Annotated in this window: 14 protein-coding genes; 10 read left to right on the forward strand and 4 right to left on the reverse strand. The window is 73.5% G+C overall.

Translation table 11 applies throughout. The features are described from left to right. Window positions 1-12: 12 nt before the first annotated feature. Genes O2W53_RS02375 through O2W53_RS02385 form a run of 3 tightly spaced genes read right to left on the reverse strand, consistent with a single transcriptional unit; the run spans window position 13 to window position 2,677 of the window. On the reverse strand, window positions 13-855 hold the full coding sequence (locus O2W53_RS02375) for an ABC transporter permease (RefSeq protein ID WP_269161440.1): 843 nt from the start codon (window positions 853-855) through the stop codon (window positions 13-15). Next, window positions 852-1,544: an ABC transporter permease gene (locus O2W53_RS02380; protein WP_269161441.1), complete on the reverse strand. Its 693-nt coding sequence runs from the start codon at window positions 1,542-1,544 to the stop codon at window positions 852-854. Before O2W53_RS02380 ends, O2W53_RS02375 begins: the two co-directional genes overlap by 4 nt. Then, window positions 1,541-2,677 carry an ABC transporter ATP-binding protein gene (locus tag O2W53_RS02385; protein ID WP_269161442.1) on the reverse strand — a complete coding sequence of 379 codons (1,137 nt, stop codon included), beginning with the start codon at window positions 2,675-2,677 and terminating at the stop codon, window positions 1,541-1,543. Before O2W53_RS02385 ends, O2W53_RS02380 begins: the two co-directional genes overlap by 4 nt. A gap of 336 nt (window positions 2,678-3,013) precedes the next feature. Between O2W53_RS02385 and O2W53_RS02390 the strand changes: the two genes are divergently transcribed. After that, window positions 3,014-4,558, forward strand: a complete 1,545-nt coding sequence (locus O2W53_RS02390) for a DUF6779 domain-containing protein (RefSeq protein WP_269161443.1) — start codon at window positions 3,014-3,016, stop codon at window positions 4,556-4,558. Here O2W53_RS02390 and O2W53_RS02395 read toward each other — a convergent pair. Continuing rightward, a complete protein-coding gene (locus O2W53_RS02395) occupies window positions 4,555-5,307 on the reverse strand; it encodes an SDR family oxidoreductase (protein WP_036334588.1) in 753 nt (250 codons plus the stop codon). The genes O2W53_RS02390 and O2W53_RS02395 overlap by 4 nt on opposite strands. A gap of 325 nt (window positions 5,308-5,632) precedes the next feature. Here O2W53_RS02395 and O2W53_RS02400 point away from each other — a divergent pair, with 325 nt between their 5' ends. The 9 genes from O2W53_RS02400 (at window position 5,633) to O2W53_RS02440 (ending at window position 16,209) form a co-directional block, all read left to right on the forward strand. Beyond that, window positions 5,633-6,589 carry a Rossmann-like and DUF2520 domain-containing protein gene (locus O2W53_RS02400; protein WP_269161444.1) on the forward strand — a complete coding sequence of 319 codons (957 nt, stop codon included), beginning with the start codon at window positions 5,633-5,635 and terminating at the stop codon, window positions 6,587-6,589. Then, window positions 6,586-7,440: a pantoate--beta-alanine ligase gene (gene panC / locus O2W53_RS02405; RefSeq protein WP_269161445.1), complete on the forward strand. Its 855-nt coding sequence runs from the start codon at window positions 6,586-6,588 to the stop codon at window positions 7,438-7,440. Before O2W53_RS02400 ends, panC begins: the two co-directional genes overlap by 4 nt. Before the next feature lie 11 nt (window positions 7,441-7,451). Next, entirely contained in the window at window positions 7,452-7,865 is a 414-nt protein-coding gene (gene panD / locus O2W53_RS02410) for an aspartate 1-decarboxylase (protein ID WP_269161446.1), read from the forward strand. A 14-nt stretch (window positions 7,866-7,879) separates the two neighbouring features. Continuing rightward, complete coding sequence (locus tag O2W53_RS02415) at window positions 7,880-9,547, forward strand: L-aspartate oxidase (protein WP_269161447.1); 1,668 nt, start codon at window positions 7,880-7,882, stop codon at window positions 9,545-9,547. Continuing rightward, window positions 9,544-10,497 (forward strand): carboxylating nicotinate-nucleotide diphosphorylase, encoded by a 954-nt coding sequence (nadC, locus tag O2W53_RS02420; protein WP_269161448.1) that lies wholly within the window; start codon window positions 9,544-9,546, stop codon window positions 10,495-10,497. Before O2W53_RS02415 ends, nadC begins: the two co-directional genes overlap by 4 nt. Before the next feature lies 1 nt (window position 10,498). Next, on the forward strand, window positions 10,499-11,323 hold the full coding sequence (locus O2W53_RS02425; RefSeq protein ID WP_269161449.1) for a type III pantothenate kinase: 825 nt from the start codon (window positions 10,499-10,501) through the stop codon (window positions 11,321-11,323). Between the two features lie 11 nt (window positions 11,324-11,334). Continuing rightward, window positions 11,335-12,840 (forward strand): lysine--tRNA ligase, encoded by a 1,506-nt coding sequence (gene lysS / locus O2W53_RS02430; RefSeq protein WP_269161450.1) that lies wholly within the window; start codon window positions 11,335-11,337, stop codon window positions 12,838-12,840. Window positions 12,841-12,980: 140 nt separating this feature from the next. Beyond that, window positions 12,981-13,334, forward strand: coding sequence for a histone-like nucleoid-structuring protein Lsr2 (locus O2W53_RS02435; RefSeq protein ID WP_269161451.1), 354 nt, complete (start codon window positions 12,981-12,983; stop codon window positions 13,332-13,334). A gap of 328 nt (window positions 13,335-13,662) precedes the next feature. Beyond that, window positions 13,663-16,209 (forward strand): ATP-dependent Clp protease ATP-binding subunit, encoded by a 2,547-nt coding sequence (locus O2W53_RS02440; protein ID WP_269161452.1) that lies wholly within the window; start codon window positions 13,663-13,665, stop codon window positions 16,207-16,209. The last annotated feature ends 67 nt before the right edge of the window (window positions 16,210-16,276 follow it).

Below are 16,276 nucleotides of genomic sequence, written 5' to 3' on the forward strand. Positions count from 1 at the left end.
AAGGGGACCGGGTCACCCGGAGGGGTGGTCGCCGGAGGGCGTCAGGGCAGCCGCCGGCGTGGCCGGTTGCCCGGCGCGCCGGTCACCGTCGGGCCCGCCGCGCGGTGGCTCGGGCCGGACCACGGTGACCGCTGCGGCGCGGCTGTCCCGGGTCGACCGGCGGGAGAACCGGCCGGAGACGCCGCGGGACACGGTGGCGCGCTGCGCCAGCGAGAGCGCCAGGTCGACAAGCAGGGCCAGCGCGGCGACCAGGACCGCGCCGCCGGCCATCTGGCCGAAGTCCCGGCTGGCCAGCCCGTCGTAGACGTAGCGCCCCAGGCCCCCCAGGCCGACGTAGGCCGCGATCGTCGCGGTGGCGATGACCTGCAACGCTGCGCTCCGGAAGCCGGAGAACACCAACGGCAGCGCGTTGGGCAGCTCCACCCGGAACAGCACCTGCCGGCCGGTCATCCCCATGCCGCGGGCGGCGTCGCGGACGGCCGGTGACACGTTGCGCACCCCGGCGTAGGTGTTGGCCAGGATCGCCGGCAGGGCCAGCAGGACCAGGGCGATCTCCGTGGGCACCAGGTAGACGGCGTTCCCGCGGCCGCTGATCAACGGCGAGACCATGACGTACAGGAGGATCAGCAGGCCGACCGTCGGCAGCGCCCGCAGCCCGTTGGCCATCGAGACCAGCCAGGACGCCCGGCCGGTGTGGCCGAGGACGAGCCCCAGCGGGAAGGCGATCACCCCGGCGATCGACAGGGCGATCGCGGTGTACGCCAGGTGGGCGGAGGCCTGCTCGACGATGCCGGGCCTGACCCGGGTCCCGGTCCAGTTCTGCGGGTCGTTGAGCCACAGGAGCATGTCGTTCATCGGGCTGCCGACACCCGCTGCCACGGGGTGACCAGGTGGGCCCCGAGGACGATCAACCGGTCGAGCAGCAGCGCCAGCGCGACGGACAGCACGATGCCCAGCACGATCGGCGGGTAGTAGGGACCGGTCACCGACAGCTGGAACCCGGTGATGAAGAGCTGGCCGAGCTGGGGGATGCCGATGGTCGCCGCGATGGCGACCAGGCTGACGTTGGCCACCATGGCCACCCGCAGGCCCGCGGCGATGACCGGGACGGCCAGCGGGAGCTCCACGGTCCGCAGCCGCTGGAAGCGGGTGAAGCCCATCGCGGTGGCCGCCTGCACAGCGTCCTCGGGGACGGCGGCCAGACCGTCGGCGACCACCCGCACCAGCAGCGCCACGGTGTAGATCGTCAACGCAACGACCACGTTGAGCGGGTCGAGGATCTGCGTGCCCAGCAGGGTCGGCATGACGACGAACAACGCCAGCGACGGGATCGTGTAGAGCAGGCCGGACACCGAGACGACCGGCGGGTAGGCCCACCGGTACCGGCGGGCCAGCCAACCGATCGGGAAGGCCACCAGCAGGCCGATGACGACGGGCAGGACCGACAGCCAGGTGTGCGCCCACAGCAGGTCCAGCACCTCGGCCCGGTGGTCGGCGAAGTAGCCGAACAGGTCCCAGGGCGCCGAGCCGTCGGCCGAGTTCATGGCCTGACCCGGGCGGAGGGGTCCGCGGTCGCGGCGTGCAGGTGTTCCAGCACGGTGCCGGCCCGGACCGAGCCGATGAGCCGCCCGTCCTCGTCCACCACCACACCGCGACCGCTGGGCGAGGAGAGCGCGGCGTCCAGTGCCTCGCGCAGGGTGCCGCCGAGGGGGGAGAGGGTGCCGCCCAGGTTGAGCAGGTCGGGGGTGACGGGGTCGCCCGGTGCGGGTCCGGGCCCGCCGTCGGGATGGGCCCGGAGGTGCAGCCAGCCCTGCGGCTGATCGCCGTCGTCGACCACGAGCACCCAGTCGTCGACGGCGACGTCGTGCGCCCGGGCCACCGGCGAACCGAGGGTCACGGTCGGCTCGGTTGCCACGGCCACCTCGGCGGAGACGAAGCCCAGCGCCCGGTAGCCGCGGTCACGACCGACGAAGCCGGCCACGAAGGGGTCCGCCGGGGTGGCCAGCAGGTCGGCAGGGGTGGCCAGCTGGGCCAGTCTCCCGCCCACGGCCAGGACGGCCACCCGGTCGCCGAGCCGGATCGCCTCGTCGATGTCGTGGGTGACGAACAGGATCGTCTTGCCCAGCTCGCCCTGCAGCCGCAGGAACTCCTGCTGCAGCTGGTCACGGACCACCGGGTCGACGGCGCTGAACGGCTCGTCCATCAGCATGACCGGCGGGTCGGCGGCCAACGCCCGGGCCACGCCCACCCGCTGCTGCTGACCACCGGAGAGCTGGGCCGGATAGCGGTCGGCGAAGGACGCCGGCAGCCCGACCAGCTCCATCAGCTCGATCGCCCGGCTGCGTGCCTGCCGGCGGCCGGTCCCGGTGAGCATGGGCACGGTGGCCACGTTGTCCACGACGGTGCGGTGCGGGAACAGCCCGGCGTGCTGGATGACGTACCCGATGCCCCGTCGCAGGTCGGTGGCGGACACGGAGGTGACGTCGCGGTCGTCGATCGTGATCGTGCCGGAGGTGGGCTCGATCATCCGGTTGACCATCCGCAGGCTGGTGGTCTTGCCGCAGCCGGACGGACCGACCAGCACGGTGATCTGGCCCGAGGGGGCGGTGAGGCTGAGTTCGTCGACCGCGACCGTCCCGTCGGGGTACGCCTTCGACACCGCGTCGAAACGGATCATCGGGGTCCTCCCTGCGGCTGGTGTGCACTGGGCCGGAGTCGACGGTGGTGGGTGGGCGGTGCGCTGCTCTCGGTTTCCGCTGGCGTCACGGAGGTGGGTGTGGCCACCGGCTCTCCTCGATCGACTGGCGGTTGCGGCACGTTCGACCGGTGCTGCCCCCCGGGGGCCACAGCGCGGGCACCATCGAAACACATCGCGTCGTGCACGATCATTCCCTCGGCGCGACGTGGGCGTCTCGGGTCAGTGGCCCCAGCCCGCGGGCTGTGCGGAGAGACACTCGGCGCGTACGCAGCGGAGTTGACCGGTGCCGGCGGCGGCCGCCCGTACGCTGCGGACATGGGAGGTCGCCGCGACGACGGGGTCCCCACCCGGAGTCCCCTCCCACCCCAGCGGGTCGCCGTGCCGGTGACACCGTCGGCCGGGCTCACGGCGCAGCGGGTCTGGCTGGCGGCCGGTCTGGCGCTGGCCGTGCCGGCCACGGCCGCGGCCCTGCTCACCGACAACGCCCTGTACCTGCGGGTGGCGCTGCTGGCGGTCTGCTGGGCGTTCGTGATCGCCGCCTTCCTCGCCGGCAGTCGGCGCGCCGACCAGGTGGCCGCAGCCGCCCGGGAGGCCGAGCTCCGGCACGCCTACGACGTGGAGCTGGCACGGGAGGTCGCCGCCCGGCACGAGCACGAGGCCGACCTGGAGAACCGACTCCGGCGCGAGGCCGAGCAGGCCATGCGTGACCAGCTCGGTCAGCTGCGCGCCGAGCTCACTGCCCTGACCGAGCTGCGCGGTGAGCTGACCGCGCTGAGCGAGCTGCGCGCCGAGCTGGCCGGGTTGGCCGAGCTGCGCAGCGACCTCGGCCGGATGCGCAGCGAGCTGACCGAGCAGCTGTCCGGTGAGCTGCTGATCGAGCGCATGGTGATGCGGGCGCAGTCCGTCCGCGGTCCGGCGCAGCCCGCCGACGCCGGCCGCACGGTGGAGGGCGCGGCGCCGGTGTGGGAGTCCTCCGGGTGGATGTCGTCCCCGGCCGGGCGGGATCCTCGCAGTGAGGCCGGCCGGCCCCTCCCCACGGCCGCCGCCGGACCCCGCGACGAGCCCGCGTCGTCGCCCAGCACGGCACGCCCGTCGGCCACCGAGACCTCTCCGTCCGCGCCCGCCGAGGACGAGCCCTCCCGGGACCGGCCGCCCTCGCCGCTGGAGTGGCTGGTCGGGGAGGCGGTGCTCGAGCCGGCCGTGCTCGAGGAGGCGGTGCAGGCGACGGGGGTGCTCAAGGAAGCGGTGCCCGAGCCCTGGGTCGAGCCGAGCCCGAGGTCGCCGCGGGCGTGGCTGGAGGACGAGGCGCTGCTCGGTACAGCCGACAGGCCTCCCGCTGAGCCGCCGGTGGTGCCGATGCCCTCCCGGCCGCCGCTGCCCGGGCCGGCGCTCCGCGTGTCCGACGTGGTGGCCGCGATGGCGGAGCCGGTGGAGCCGTCGCGGCATCGTCACCGCCGGGCCGCCGAGCCCGACGAGGAGACTGCCGCGCCCTCGGCCGGCCGCCGGCGCAGCCACGCCGTGCCGGAGGAGCAGCTGGTCACGAGCGCCGGCGAGGCGTCCGCGTCCGTCGGCCCCGTGCCGGACACGCCGGCCGTGAACCTCCCGCCGTGGGCGTCGTGGGAGCCGCCGGCCGAGCCGGCCCCGACGGACGACGCGGTGCCCCGGAGCTGGTCGGACACCCCGACCCCGGACCCCGCGCCCCGGGCGGCACCCCCGGCGCAGGGGCACGCCCGGCTGGAGCAGATCCTCGCCGAGAGCGGGGTCTCCGCACCCAGTGGTGGCCGGTCCCAGCGGCGCCGCTACCGCGACGAGGGCGAGGACGCCGGCGACGACGTCCTCGCCCGGGTTCTCGGCCGCTAGATCGGGCCGCGGGACAGCGCGCCGCCGTCGAGCACCAGGGTCTGACCGGTCACCCAGCCGGCCTGGTCGCTGAGCAGGTAGGCGGCCGCCTCACCGATGTCCTCGGGCACCCCGAGACGGCCGACCGGGTACTGGCCGCCCAGCTCGTCCTCGCGCCCGGTGAACAGTGCCTCGGCGAACCGGGTCTTCACCACGGCCGGGGCGACGGCGTTGACCCGCACCTTGGGCCCCATCTCCACGGCCAGCTGCGTGGTCAGGTTGATCAGCGCGGCCTTGCTGACGCCGTAGGCGGCGATCCCCTCGCTGGACTTCAGCCCGGCGACCGACGCCACGATCAGCACCGAGCCGCCGTGCTCGGACATCCACGCCTTCCAGGCCTCTTGGACCAGGCCGAGGCTGGCGACGACGTTGGTGTCCAGGATCTTGCGGAAGGCGTCCAGCGGGGCGTCCATCAACGGGCCGAACACCGGGTTGATGCCGACGTTGCCGACCAGCACGTCCAGGCTGCCGAACGTGTCGATCGCGGTGCGGACGGCCTCGGCGCGGTGCTCCGGGTCGCCGACGTTCCCCGCCACGGCGACCGCCTTCTCCGGGCCGCCGAGCGCCTCCACCGCCTCGGCGAGCGCGTCGGGCTTGCGCGCGGTGACCACCACCCGGGCGCCTCGCTCCACCAGGCTCTGCGCGATCGCCAGGCCGATGCCCCGGCTCGCGCCCGTCACCAGGGCAGTGCGTCCTTCGAAGCTGCTCACTGTGCTCCTCCTGCTCACCAGTGCCGGCTCCGCTGCCGGCCGACCCACCCAATCACGGGCAGACCCGGCCCCGGAGGTCGCCCGGGTGAGTCAGGACACACCTCGCCGGCGTTGCCCGGGATGCTGTGGATGACAGACTCGTTCCTGGCGGTACACCTGCGTGACACGTCCTCCGGGGTGGTTGCAGCAGGCGGCCCGCCGCGATCCACCGCTCCGTGCACCACAGCTCCATGCACCACAGCACCACCACACGGCCCACGACGACGTGGGACGACGCGACCTGAGTCCGGTACCCGCGAGGGACTGGAACGAGAGGTGCACCGGGATGCCCAACCGTCCCCGCGCGCTGTCTGCGCGCCCTGCTGTCCTGCCTGCGGGTCTGCCCGCCGCGACCGAGGCGCCCGCCCGCCTGCGGGTCGGGATCGTCGGCGCCGGCCGGGTCGGCGCCGTGCTCGGTGCTGCGCTCGCCGCCGGCGGCCACGAGGTGGTCGCCGCCTCCGGGGTGTCCGCCGCTTCCGCCGAACGGGCGGCCCGCCTGCTGCCCGGCGTCCCGCTGCTGCCCGCCGACGAGGTCGTCGCCGCCAGTGACCTGGTGGTGCTCGCCGTGCCCGACGACACCCTCGCCGGCCTGGTCGCCGGCCTGGCGGAGACCGGCGCCTGGCGGCGCGGCCAGCTGCTCTTCCACACCTCCGGTGCGCACGGCCTGGCCGTCCTGCTGCCGGCCGAGCGCAGCGGTGTCCTGACGCTGGCGCTGCACCCGGCGATGACCTTCTCCGGCGCCCCCGAGGACGCCGCCCGGCTGGTGGCCGCCCCGTTCGGGGTCACCAGCCGCCCCGAGCACCGCCCGGTCGCCGAGACCCTGGTGCTGGAGATGGGCGGCGAGCCCTGCTGGATCGCCGAGGCCGACCGCGGGCTCTACCACGCAGCCCTGGTCACCGGCGCGAACCACCTGGTCACGCTGGTCGCCGAGGCCGCCGACCTGCTCCGGGCGGCCGGCGTCGACCAGCCGGCCCGGCTGCTCACCCCGCTGCTGACCGCCGCGCTGGACAACGGGCTCCGCCACGGCGACCGCGGGCTCACCGGCCCGGTCAGCCGCGGCGACGTCGGCACCGTGGCCGGGCACCTGGACACGCTGACCGATCGGGCGCCCGCGGCGGTCGACGCCTACGTGGCCCTGGCCCGCCGCACCACCGAGCGCGCGCTGGCCGCCGGCCGGCTCAAGCGGCACGAGGGTGCGCCGCTGCTGGAGCTGCTCGACTCGGCCGAGGAGACGGCGCGATGAGCCTGTCCGTCCGGTCGCCGGTGGTCGCGGAGACGACCGCCGACCTGCGCCGGCTGCGGGCCGAGCTGTCCGGGCCGGTCGTGCTGGTGCCCACGATGGGCGCCCTGCACGAGGGGCACCGCGCGCTGGTCCGCGCCGCCCGGGAGCTCGGCGGCAGCGTCGTCGTCTCGGTGTTCGTCAACCCGACCCAGTTCGGCCCCGGCGAGGACTTTGACCGCTACCCCCGCACCTGGGACGCCGACCTGGCCGCGCTCGCCGAGGAGGGCGCCGACCTGGTGTTCCACCCGCCGGTCGACGAGGTGTACCCACCCGGCGCGCTGGGGGTCACCGTGCAGCCCGGGCCGCTGGGGGAGGTGCTGGAGGGCGCCGTCCGCCCCGGGCACTTCGCCGGCGTCCTGACCGTGGTGGCGAAGCTGTTCGGCCTGGTCCGGCCGGACGTCGCCGTCTTCGGGGAGAAGGACTACCAGCAGCTGACGCTGATCCGGGCGATGGCCCGTGAGCTGGCGCTGGGGGTGCAGGTGGTCGGCGTGCCGACGGTCCGCGAGGACGACGGCATGGCGCTGTCCTCCCGCAACCGCTTCCTGTCCCCGGAACAGCGCCAGGCGGCTGCGGCGTTGTCCGCAGCACTGCGTGCGGGTGCCCAGGCGGGGCCGCAGGGCGCCGACGCGGTCCTGGCCGCGGCCCGCGCGGTCCTGGCCGAGGCGCCCGACCTGCTCCAGGACTACCTGGAACTGACCGATCCAGATCTCGGACCGGCACCCGCCGCCGGACCCGCCCGACTGCTGGTCGCCGCCCGCGCCGGCAGCACCCGACTCATCGACAACACCGCTGTGGAACTGGGGAACCGCTGATGATGCGCACCATGCTCAAGAGCAAGATCCACCGGGCCACGGTGACCCAGGCCGACCTGCACTACGTCGGGTCGGTCACCGTCGACGAGGACCTGATGGACGCCGCCGACCTGCTGGCCGGTGAGCAGGTGGCGATCGTCGACGTCACCAACGGTGCCCGGCTGGAGACCTACGTCATCCCCGGCGAGCGCGGCACGGGCGTGCTGGGCATCAACGGCGCCGCGGCGCACCTGGTGCACCCCGGCGACCTGGTGATCCTGATCAGCTACGGCCTGATGGACGAGTCCGAGGCCAAGTCCTACCTGCCGGCGGTCGTGCACGTCGACGCCGACAACCGCGTCGTCGAGCTGGGCGCCGACCCCTCGGCCCCGGTACCGGGGGCCACGGACCAGCAGCGCAGCGACCTCGGCGTCCCGGTCCGCTGATCGCCTCCGCAGGGATGGCCGTTTCTGCCGACGTGGTGCCGGGGCTGCCGCTGCGGCTGCGGGCGCCCGCCCCGGGGTGGGAGCTGACCGCCGACGTCTGCGTGGTGGGCTCCGGGGTCGCCGGGCTGTGCGTGGCGCTGCACGCCCGCGCGGCGGGGCTGTCGGTCGCCGTCGTCACCAAGGTCGAGGTGGACGACGGCTCGACCCGCTGGGCGCAGGGCGGGATCGCCGCCGTCCTGGACCCGGCCGACACCCCGGCCGCGCACGCCCGGGACACCGAGGTGGCCGGGGTGGGGCTCTGCGACCCGGACGCCGTCCAGGCGCTGGTCACCGAGGGGCCCGAGCGGCTGCACCAGCTGATCAGCTGGGGGGCCGCGTTCGACCGGGGCCCGACCGGCCGGCTGCTGCTCACCCGGGAGGGCGGCCACTCCACCGACCGGATCGTGCACGCCGGCGGCGACGCCACCGGTGCGGAGGTCCAGCGGGCGCTGCGCGACGCGGTGGCCGCCGACCCCGGCGTGACGCTGGTCGAGCACGCGATGGTGCTGGACCTGCTGCGGGACGCCGACGGCCGCGCCGCCGGGGTCACCCTGCACGTGCTCGGCGAGGGCAGCGCCGACGGCGTGGGCGCGGTGCGGGCCCGGGCCGTGGTGCTCGCCACCGGTGGGATGGGCCAGGTGTACGCCGCCACCACCAACCCGGGCGTCTCCACCGGCGACGGCGTCGCCCTGGGCCTGCGGGCCGGGGCGGTCGCGACCGACCTGGAGTTCGTCCAGTTCCACCCCACCGCCCTCTACCTGGGCCCGGACGCCCGGGGACAGCAGCCGCTGGTCTCCGAGGCGCTGCGCGGGGAGGGTGCGGTGCTGCGCGATGGCGCCGGGGAGCGGTTCATGCCCGGCGTGCACCCGCTTGCCGAGCTGGCCCCCCGCGACGTCGTGGCCAAGGCGATCACCCGGGTGCAGCTGCGGGACGGCGTCGACCACGTCTGGCTCGACGCCCGCGGCCTCCCCGGACTCGCCGAGCGCTTCCCGACCATCGTGGCCCGCTGCCGGGAGGCCGGCATCGACCCGGAGACCGACCTGGTGCCGGTCACCCCGGCCGCGCACTACGCCTCCGGGGGGCTGGCCACCGACCTGTCCGGGCGCACCACCGTGCCCGGTCTCTACGCCTGCGGCGAGGTCGCCTGCACCGGCGTGCACGGGGCCAACCGGCTGGCGTCGAACTCCCTGCTGGAGGGGCTGGTCTTCGCCGCGCGGATCGGCGAGGCGCTGGCCCGCGAGCTTCCGGTGCCCGCTGCCGCGGGTCCGGCCGACCCGCGGCCGGCCGGGCTGGTCGACGTGGCCGCCCGCGCGCCGCTGACCGCGGCGATGTCGGCCCGGGTCGGTGCGCTGCGCAGCGGTCCGGGGCTGGCCGAGGCCGCCGGACAGCTGGCGGCGCTGGGGGAGTGGACCACCGCCGTCCCCGGGGTGCCCGGCTGGGAGACCACCGACCTGCTCACCGTCGCCACCGCGATCACCGCCGCGGCCGCCGCGCGCGAGGAGACCCGCGGCTGCCACTGGCGGGAGGACCACCCCGAGGCCGTGACGGACTGGCAGGCGCACCTGGACGTGCGACTGGACGACGACGGGCGGGTCCGGCTGACCCGCCGCCCGGTGGGCACGCCGGTGGCGGTGGACTGGTGAGCGAGCATGGCGCGGTGACCACCCCGGCTGCCCGCACCCTGCCCGCCGACCCCACCGATCTGACCGCCTCCGGTCTGAACGCGGCCTGGGTCGCCGAGCTCGTCGAGCGCACCCTGACCGAGGACCTGACCGGTGGTGCCCCGCTGCCCAGCGCTCCCGACGTCGCGGTCGGTTACGACGTGACCAGCGCCGCCACCGTCCCCGGCACCCAGTTCGGGACGGCCGACCTCGTCGCCCGGGCCGACGGCGTGGTCGCCGGCCTGCCGCTGGCGGCCCGCGTGTTCACCCGGCTGGCGCCCGGGGCGACGCTCACCGCCGGTGCGGCCGACGGGGACCGGGTGCGCCGCGGCGACGTGCTGCTCACCGTGCGCGGCCCGGTGCGGGCGCTGCTGGCCGCCGAGCGCAGCGCGCTGAACATCGCCAGCCGGGCCAGCGGCATCGCCACCGCCACCCGCGCCTGGGTCGACGCCGTCGCCGGCACCGGCGCGGTCGTGCTGGACACCCGCAAGACCACCCCGGGGCTGCGGCCGCTGGAGAAGTACGCGGTGCGCTGCGGCGGCGGGTCGAACAAGCGGATGGGCCTCTACGACGTGGCGATGGTGAAGGACAACCACGTCGCCGCGGCCGGGTCGGTGGCCGCCGCCGTCTCGCTGGTCCGGGAGCGTGCGCCCCGGATCACCGTGCAGGTCGAGTGCGACACCCTGGAGCAGGTCGGCGAGGCGGTGGACGCCGGCGCCGACTTCCTGCTGCTGGACAACATGACCCCCGACCAGCTGCGGCAGGCCGTGGCGCTGGTGGGCGACCTGGACGTCGAGCTGGAGGCCACCGGCGGGCTCACCCTCGACGTCGCGCGGGAGGTGGCCGACACGGGCATCGACTACCTCTCCGTCGGCGCGCTCACCCACTCCTCGCCGATCCTGGACCTCGCCCTCGACCTGCGGGCGGGCTGACGTGCTGCTCACCGTCGACGTCGGCAACAGCCAGACGGTGCTGGCCACCTTCGACGGCGCCCGGCGGCTCGACTGCTGGCGGGTGACGACGCAGCCGCGGGCGACCGCCGACGAACTGCACATGCTGTGGCGCGGGCTGCTGCGCGACACCGTGGTCACCGGGGTGGCGGCCTGCTCCACCGTGCCCGCGCAGCTGCCGGCGCTGCGGCAGCTGCTCGACCGGCTCGCCGTCCCGGTCACCCTGATCGGGCCGGGCGTGCGCACCGGGGTGCCGCTGCACGTGGACAACCCGCGGGAGGTGGGGGCCGATCGGGTGGTCACCGCACTGGCCGCCCACGAGCTGTACGGCCGCCGTCCCGACGGCACCGGCCGGCCGGTCGTGGTGGTCGACTTCGGCACCTCCACCACCGTCGACGCCGTGGGCCCGGACGGGCAGTTCCTCGGCGGCGCGCTGGCCCCCGGCGTCGAGGTGAGCCTGGACGCGCTGGCCTCGCGCGCCGCGCAGCTGCGCTCGGTGGAGCTCACCGTCCCGACCCAGGCGATCGGGAAGAACACCGTCGCCGCCCTGCAGTCCGGGATGGTCCTCGGCTTCGCCGGGCTGGTCGACGGACTGGTCGCCCGGATCGCCGCCGAACTGGTCGCACAGTTCGGTGCCGCCCCGGTGGTGGTGGCCACCGGCGGACTGCACCGGCTGCTCGTCGACAGCTGCCGCTCCATCGGGGAGCGTGAGCCCGATCTCACCGTGCACGGCCTGCGGCTGGCCTTCGAACGGCACCAGTCGTCCAGCGGGGCCAGCGGTGGCGGGACGTCGTCCGGCCGCCCGTAGGCTCTGTGCCCGTGAGTGAGGAACCCCCCGGCCCGCCCGAGGACGAACTGCCCGAGCAGCTGCGGGTCCGGCGGGCCAAGCTCGACCGGCTGCGTGAGGCCGGCGTGGACCCCTACCCGGTCACCGTCGCCCGCACCACCACCCTCGCCGAGGTGCGCGCTGCGCACCCCGACCTGGAGCCGGACACGATGACCGGCGAGCAGGTCGGCGTCACCGGGCGGGTCATCTTCTCCCGCAACACCGGCAAGCTCTGTTTCGCGACGCTGCGCGAGGGCGACACCGAGCTGCAGGTCATGCTCTCCCGTGACCGGGTCGGCGAGGAGCCCCTCGCCGCGTGGAAGTCCGACGTCGACCTCGGGGACCACGTGCTGGTCACCGGCGAGGTCGGGACCTCGCGGCGCGGGGAGCTGTCGGTCTTCGCGGACTCCTGGCAGCTGGCCGCGAAGGCGCTGCGGCCACTGCCGGTGGCGCACAAGCCGATGAGCGAGGAGCTGCGCGTCCGTCGCCGCTACGTGGACCTGATCGTCCGCGACGAGGCGCGTCGCACGGTGCACCAGCGGTCCACCGTGATGAGCACGTTGCGCTCCGGCCTGACGACCCGTCGGTTCCTCGAGGTCGAGACGCCGATGCTGCAGACCGTGCACGGCGGCGCCGCTGCCCGGCCGTTCCGCACGCACATGAACGCCTTCGACCTGGACCTCTACCTGCGCATCGCCCCCGAGTTGTTCCTCAAGCGCTGCATCGTCGGCGGGCTGGACCGGGTCTTCGAGATCAACCGCAACTTCCGGAACGAGGGCGCTGACTCCTCGCACTCCCCGGAGTTCGCGATGCTCGAGGCCTACGCCGCGTACTGGGATTACCAGGAAATGGCCCGGATGACCCAGGAACTGGTTCAGGAGTGCAGCACGGCGCTCTTCGGCGACCACGTCGCCCGGCACCACGACGGCACCGAACTCGACCTCTCCGGTGAGTGGCCGCAACTGTCGCTCTACACCGCGGTCTCCGACGCGGTCGGTGAGGAGATCACCCCGGAGACGCCGGTGCAGCAGTTGCGCGCGATCGCCGAACGGCACGACATCGGCGTCGACCCTGCCTGGCTGCCCGGCAAGGTGGTCGAGGAGGTCTTCGAGGCCCTCGTCCAGGACCGGCTGCAGTCGCCGACGTTCGTCATCGACTACCCGCTGGACACCTCACCGCTCACCCGCGCCCACCGGTCCGAGCCGGGCAAGGCGGAGAAGTGGGACCTCTACATCGGCGGGATCGAACAGGGCACCGCCTACTCGGAGCTGGTGGACCCGGTCGTCCAGCGGGAGCGGTTCACCGCCCAGGCACTGTTGGCCGCCGCCGGGGACCCGGAGGCGATGGCCCTGGACGAGGACTTCCTCGAGGCGCTCGAGTACGGGATGCCGCCCACCGGAGGCCTCGGTCTCGGCATGGACCGGCTGATGATGACGCTCACCGGATTGGGGATCAGGGAGACGATCCTGTTCCCCTTGGTGCGCCCACTCCATCAATGACTCACCTGTCCGGGGGCATTTACCAGGGAAATGTCTCGGAATTGGCGGGAATGCCACTGTATGTGGTGCAATGGACTCGTCGATCACGGGGGAGCAGTGACGACAGTCCACGACCCCGCAGCAACAGGAGAGAACAGACAATGGCACGTAAGGTCCAGGTGATCCTGAGCGACGACCTCGACGACAGCATCTCTGCTGACGAGACGGTCACGTTCGCCCTCGACGGGACGACGTACGAGATCGACCTGTCGGACAAGAACGCCGCGGAGATGCGCGACGTGCTCGGCAAGTACGTCACGGCCGCCCGCAAGGTGAGCAGCCGCGGCACCCGGGCCTCGGGCGCAGGTCGGTCGCGGGCCACCGGTGGTGGCGGCCGGATGGACCGCGAGCAGGCCGGCGCGATCCGCGACTGGGCCCGCAACAACGGCCACCAGGTCAGCGACCGCGGCCGCATCCCGGCCAGCGTCGTCGAGGCATTCGAAGCCGCCCACTGATCGAAGGACCCTCCTGCCCCCACCGCTCGCAGGCTCGCGGTGGGCGCCTGCAGGACGGCCGCCACTTCGGCCCGGCACCTCATCGAGGTGCCGGGCCGTCGTGCGTCCGCTCATGGCGTAACCGCGGCGGAACACCACTCCTGGGACGACAGTTGTCTCCATCGAGCCCCCCGAACGGTCCGACGGCCTGGTCTCGACGCCGATCGGGTGGTGCGAACTACAGTGGAACGACCGGTGCCCCAGCGCGCCGACGTACGTCGGGTGTCCACCGTCCCCTGCCGGGGACACGAGCACAGCAGGTCCAGCCGGTCAGAGGGAGATACAGCAGATGTTCGAACGGTTCACCGACCGAGCCCGTCGGGTGGTCGTCCTGGCCCAAGAAGAGGCCCGGATGCTCAACCACAACTACATCGGCACCGAGCACATCCTCCTGGGTCTGATCCACGAGGGCGAGGGTGTCGCCGCCAAGGCGCTGGAGTCCCTCGGCATCTCGCTGGAGGGCGTCCGTCAGCAGGTCGAGGAGATCATCGGGCAGGGCCAGCAGGCCCCGTCCGGCCACATCCCCTTCACCCCGCGCGCCAAGAAGGTCCTGGAGCTGTCGCTGCGCGAGGCGCTGCAGCTCGGCCACAACTACATCGGCACCGAGCACATCCTGCTCGGCCTGATCCGCGAGGGCGAGGGCGTCGCCGCCCAGGTCCTGGTGAAGCTGGGCGCCGACCTCAACCGCGTGCGCCAGCAGGTCATCCAGCTGCTGAGCGGCTACCAGGGCAAGGAGCCGGCCGCCGCCGGCGGGCCCGCCGAGGGCACCCCGTCGACCTCGCTGGTCCTCGACCAGTTCGGCCGCAACCTGACCCAGGCCGCCCGCGACGGCAAGCTGGACCCGGTCATCGGCCGGGCCAAGGAGATCGAGCGGGTCATGCAGGTGCTGTCCCGCCGCACCAAGAACAACCCGGTCCTGATCGGCGAGCCCGGCGTCGGCAAGACGGCGGCCGTCGAGGGCCTGGCGCAGGCCATCGTCAAGGGCGAGGTGCCCGAGACGCTGAAGGACAAGCAGCTCTACACCCTCGACCTCGGCGCGCTGGTCGCCGGTTCCCGCTACCGCGGTGACTTCGAGGAGCGGCTGAAGAAGGTCCTCAAGGAGATCCGCACCCGCGGCGACATCATCCTGTTCATCGACGAGATCCACACCCTCGTCGGGGCGGGCGCTGCCGAGGGCGCGATCGACGCAGCCAGCATCCTCAAGCCGATGCTGGCGCGTGGTGAGCTGCAGACCATCGGTGCCACCACGCTGGACGAGTACCGCAAGCACCTGGAGAAGGACGCCGCTCTCGAGCGCCGCTTCCAGCCCATCCAGGTCAGCGAGCCGACCCTCGCCCACACCATCGAGATCCTCAAGGGCCTGCGGGACCGCTACGAGGCGCACCACCGGATCAGCATCACCGACGGCGCACTGGTCGCCGCCGCGACGCTGGCCGACCGGTACATCTCCGACCGCTTCCTCCCGGACAAGGCGATCGACCTGATCGACGAGGCCGGCGCCCGGATGCGGATCAAGCGGATGACCGCCCCGCCGGACCTGCGCGAGTTCGACGACCGGATCGCGGCCATCCGCCGCGAGAAGGAGTCGGCCATCGACGGGCAGGACTTCGAGAAGGCCGCCTCTCTCCGCGACAAGGAGAAGCAGCTGCTGGGCGAGAAGGCCGAGCGCGAGAAGCAGTGGAAGGCCGGTGACATGGACGTCGTCGCCGAGGTCGACGACGAGCAGATCGCCGAGGTCCTCGCCAACTGGACGGGCATCCCGGTCTTCAAGCTGACCGAGGAGGAGACCACCCGGCTGCTCCGCATGGAGGACGAGCTCCACAAGCGGATCATCGGCCAGGAAGAGGCCATCAAGAGCGTCAGCCAGGCGATCCGGCGCACGCGGGCGGGCCTCAAGGACCCCCGTCGTCCCGGTGGCTCGTTCATCTTCGCCGGCCCCTCGGGTGTCGGTAAGACCGAGCTGGCCAAGGCGCTCGCGCAGTTCCTCTTCGGCGAGGACGACGCCCTCATCCAGATCGACATGGGGGAGTTCCACGACAAGTTCACCGTGTCGCGGCTCGTCGGTGCCCCTCCCGGCTACGTCGGTTACGACGAGGGTGGCCAGCTGACCGAGAAGGTGCGGCGCAAGCCGTTCTCGGTGGTCCTCTTCGACGAGATCGAGAAGGCGCACGCCGATGTCTTCAACACGCTGCTGCAGGTGCTGGAGGACGGCCGGCTGACCGACGGCCAGGGCCGGATCGTGGACTTCAAGAACACGATCCTGATCCTGACCACGAACCTCGGGACGCGGGACATCTCCAAGGCCGTCGGCCTCGGCTTCCAGGCCGGGAACGACAGCACCAGCAACTACGAGCGGATGAAGCTCAAGGTCAACGAGGAGCTCAAGCAGCACTTCCGGCCGGAGTTCCTCAACCGCATCGACGACATCGTCGTGTTCCACCAGCTCACCGAGGACGAGATCGTCCACATCGTGGACCTCATGCTCGCCCGGCTGGAGACGCAGCTGTCGAACAAGGACATGTCGCTGGAGGTCACGCCGGCGGCGAAGAAGCTGCTCGCGGCCCGTGGCTTCGACCCGGTGCTGGGTGCTCGGCCGCTGCGCCGCACGATCCAGCGCGAGATCGAGGACACGCTGTCGGAGAAGATCCTCTACGGCGAGATCGCCTCCGGGCAGATCATCGTGGTGGACGTCGAGGAGGACGCCGACCCGACGGCCTCGCGCTTCACCTTCCGCGGTGAGGCCAAGCCGATCGACATGCCCGACACCCCGCCGGTGGCCCTCACGGGCGCCGACGGCGAGGACGAGGGTCCGGCGGCGGCCGCGCAGGCCGAGTGATCGACGACCCCGTCCACTGACGGGGTCCTGACAGGGGCCGTCCTCCGCATCCGCGGAGGGCGGCCCC

The sequence above is a fragment of the Modestobacter sp. VKM Ac-2978 genome (assembly GCF_026968025.1).
GTDB lineage: Bacteria > Actinomycetota > Actinomycetes > Mycobacteriales > Geodermatophilaceae > Modestobacter.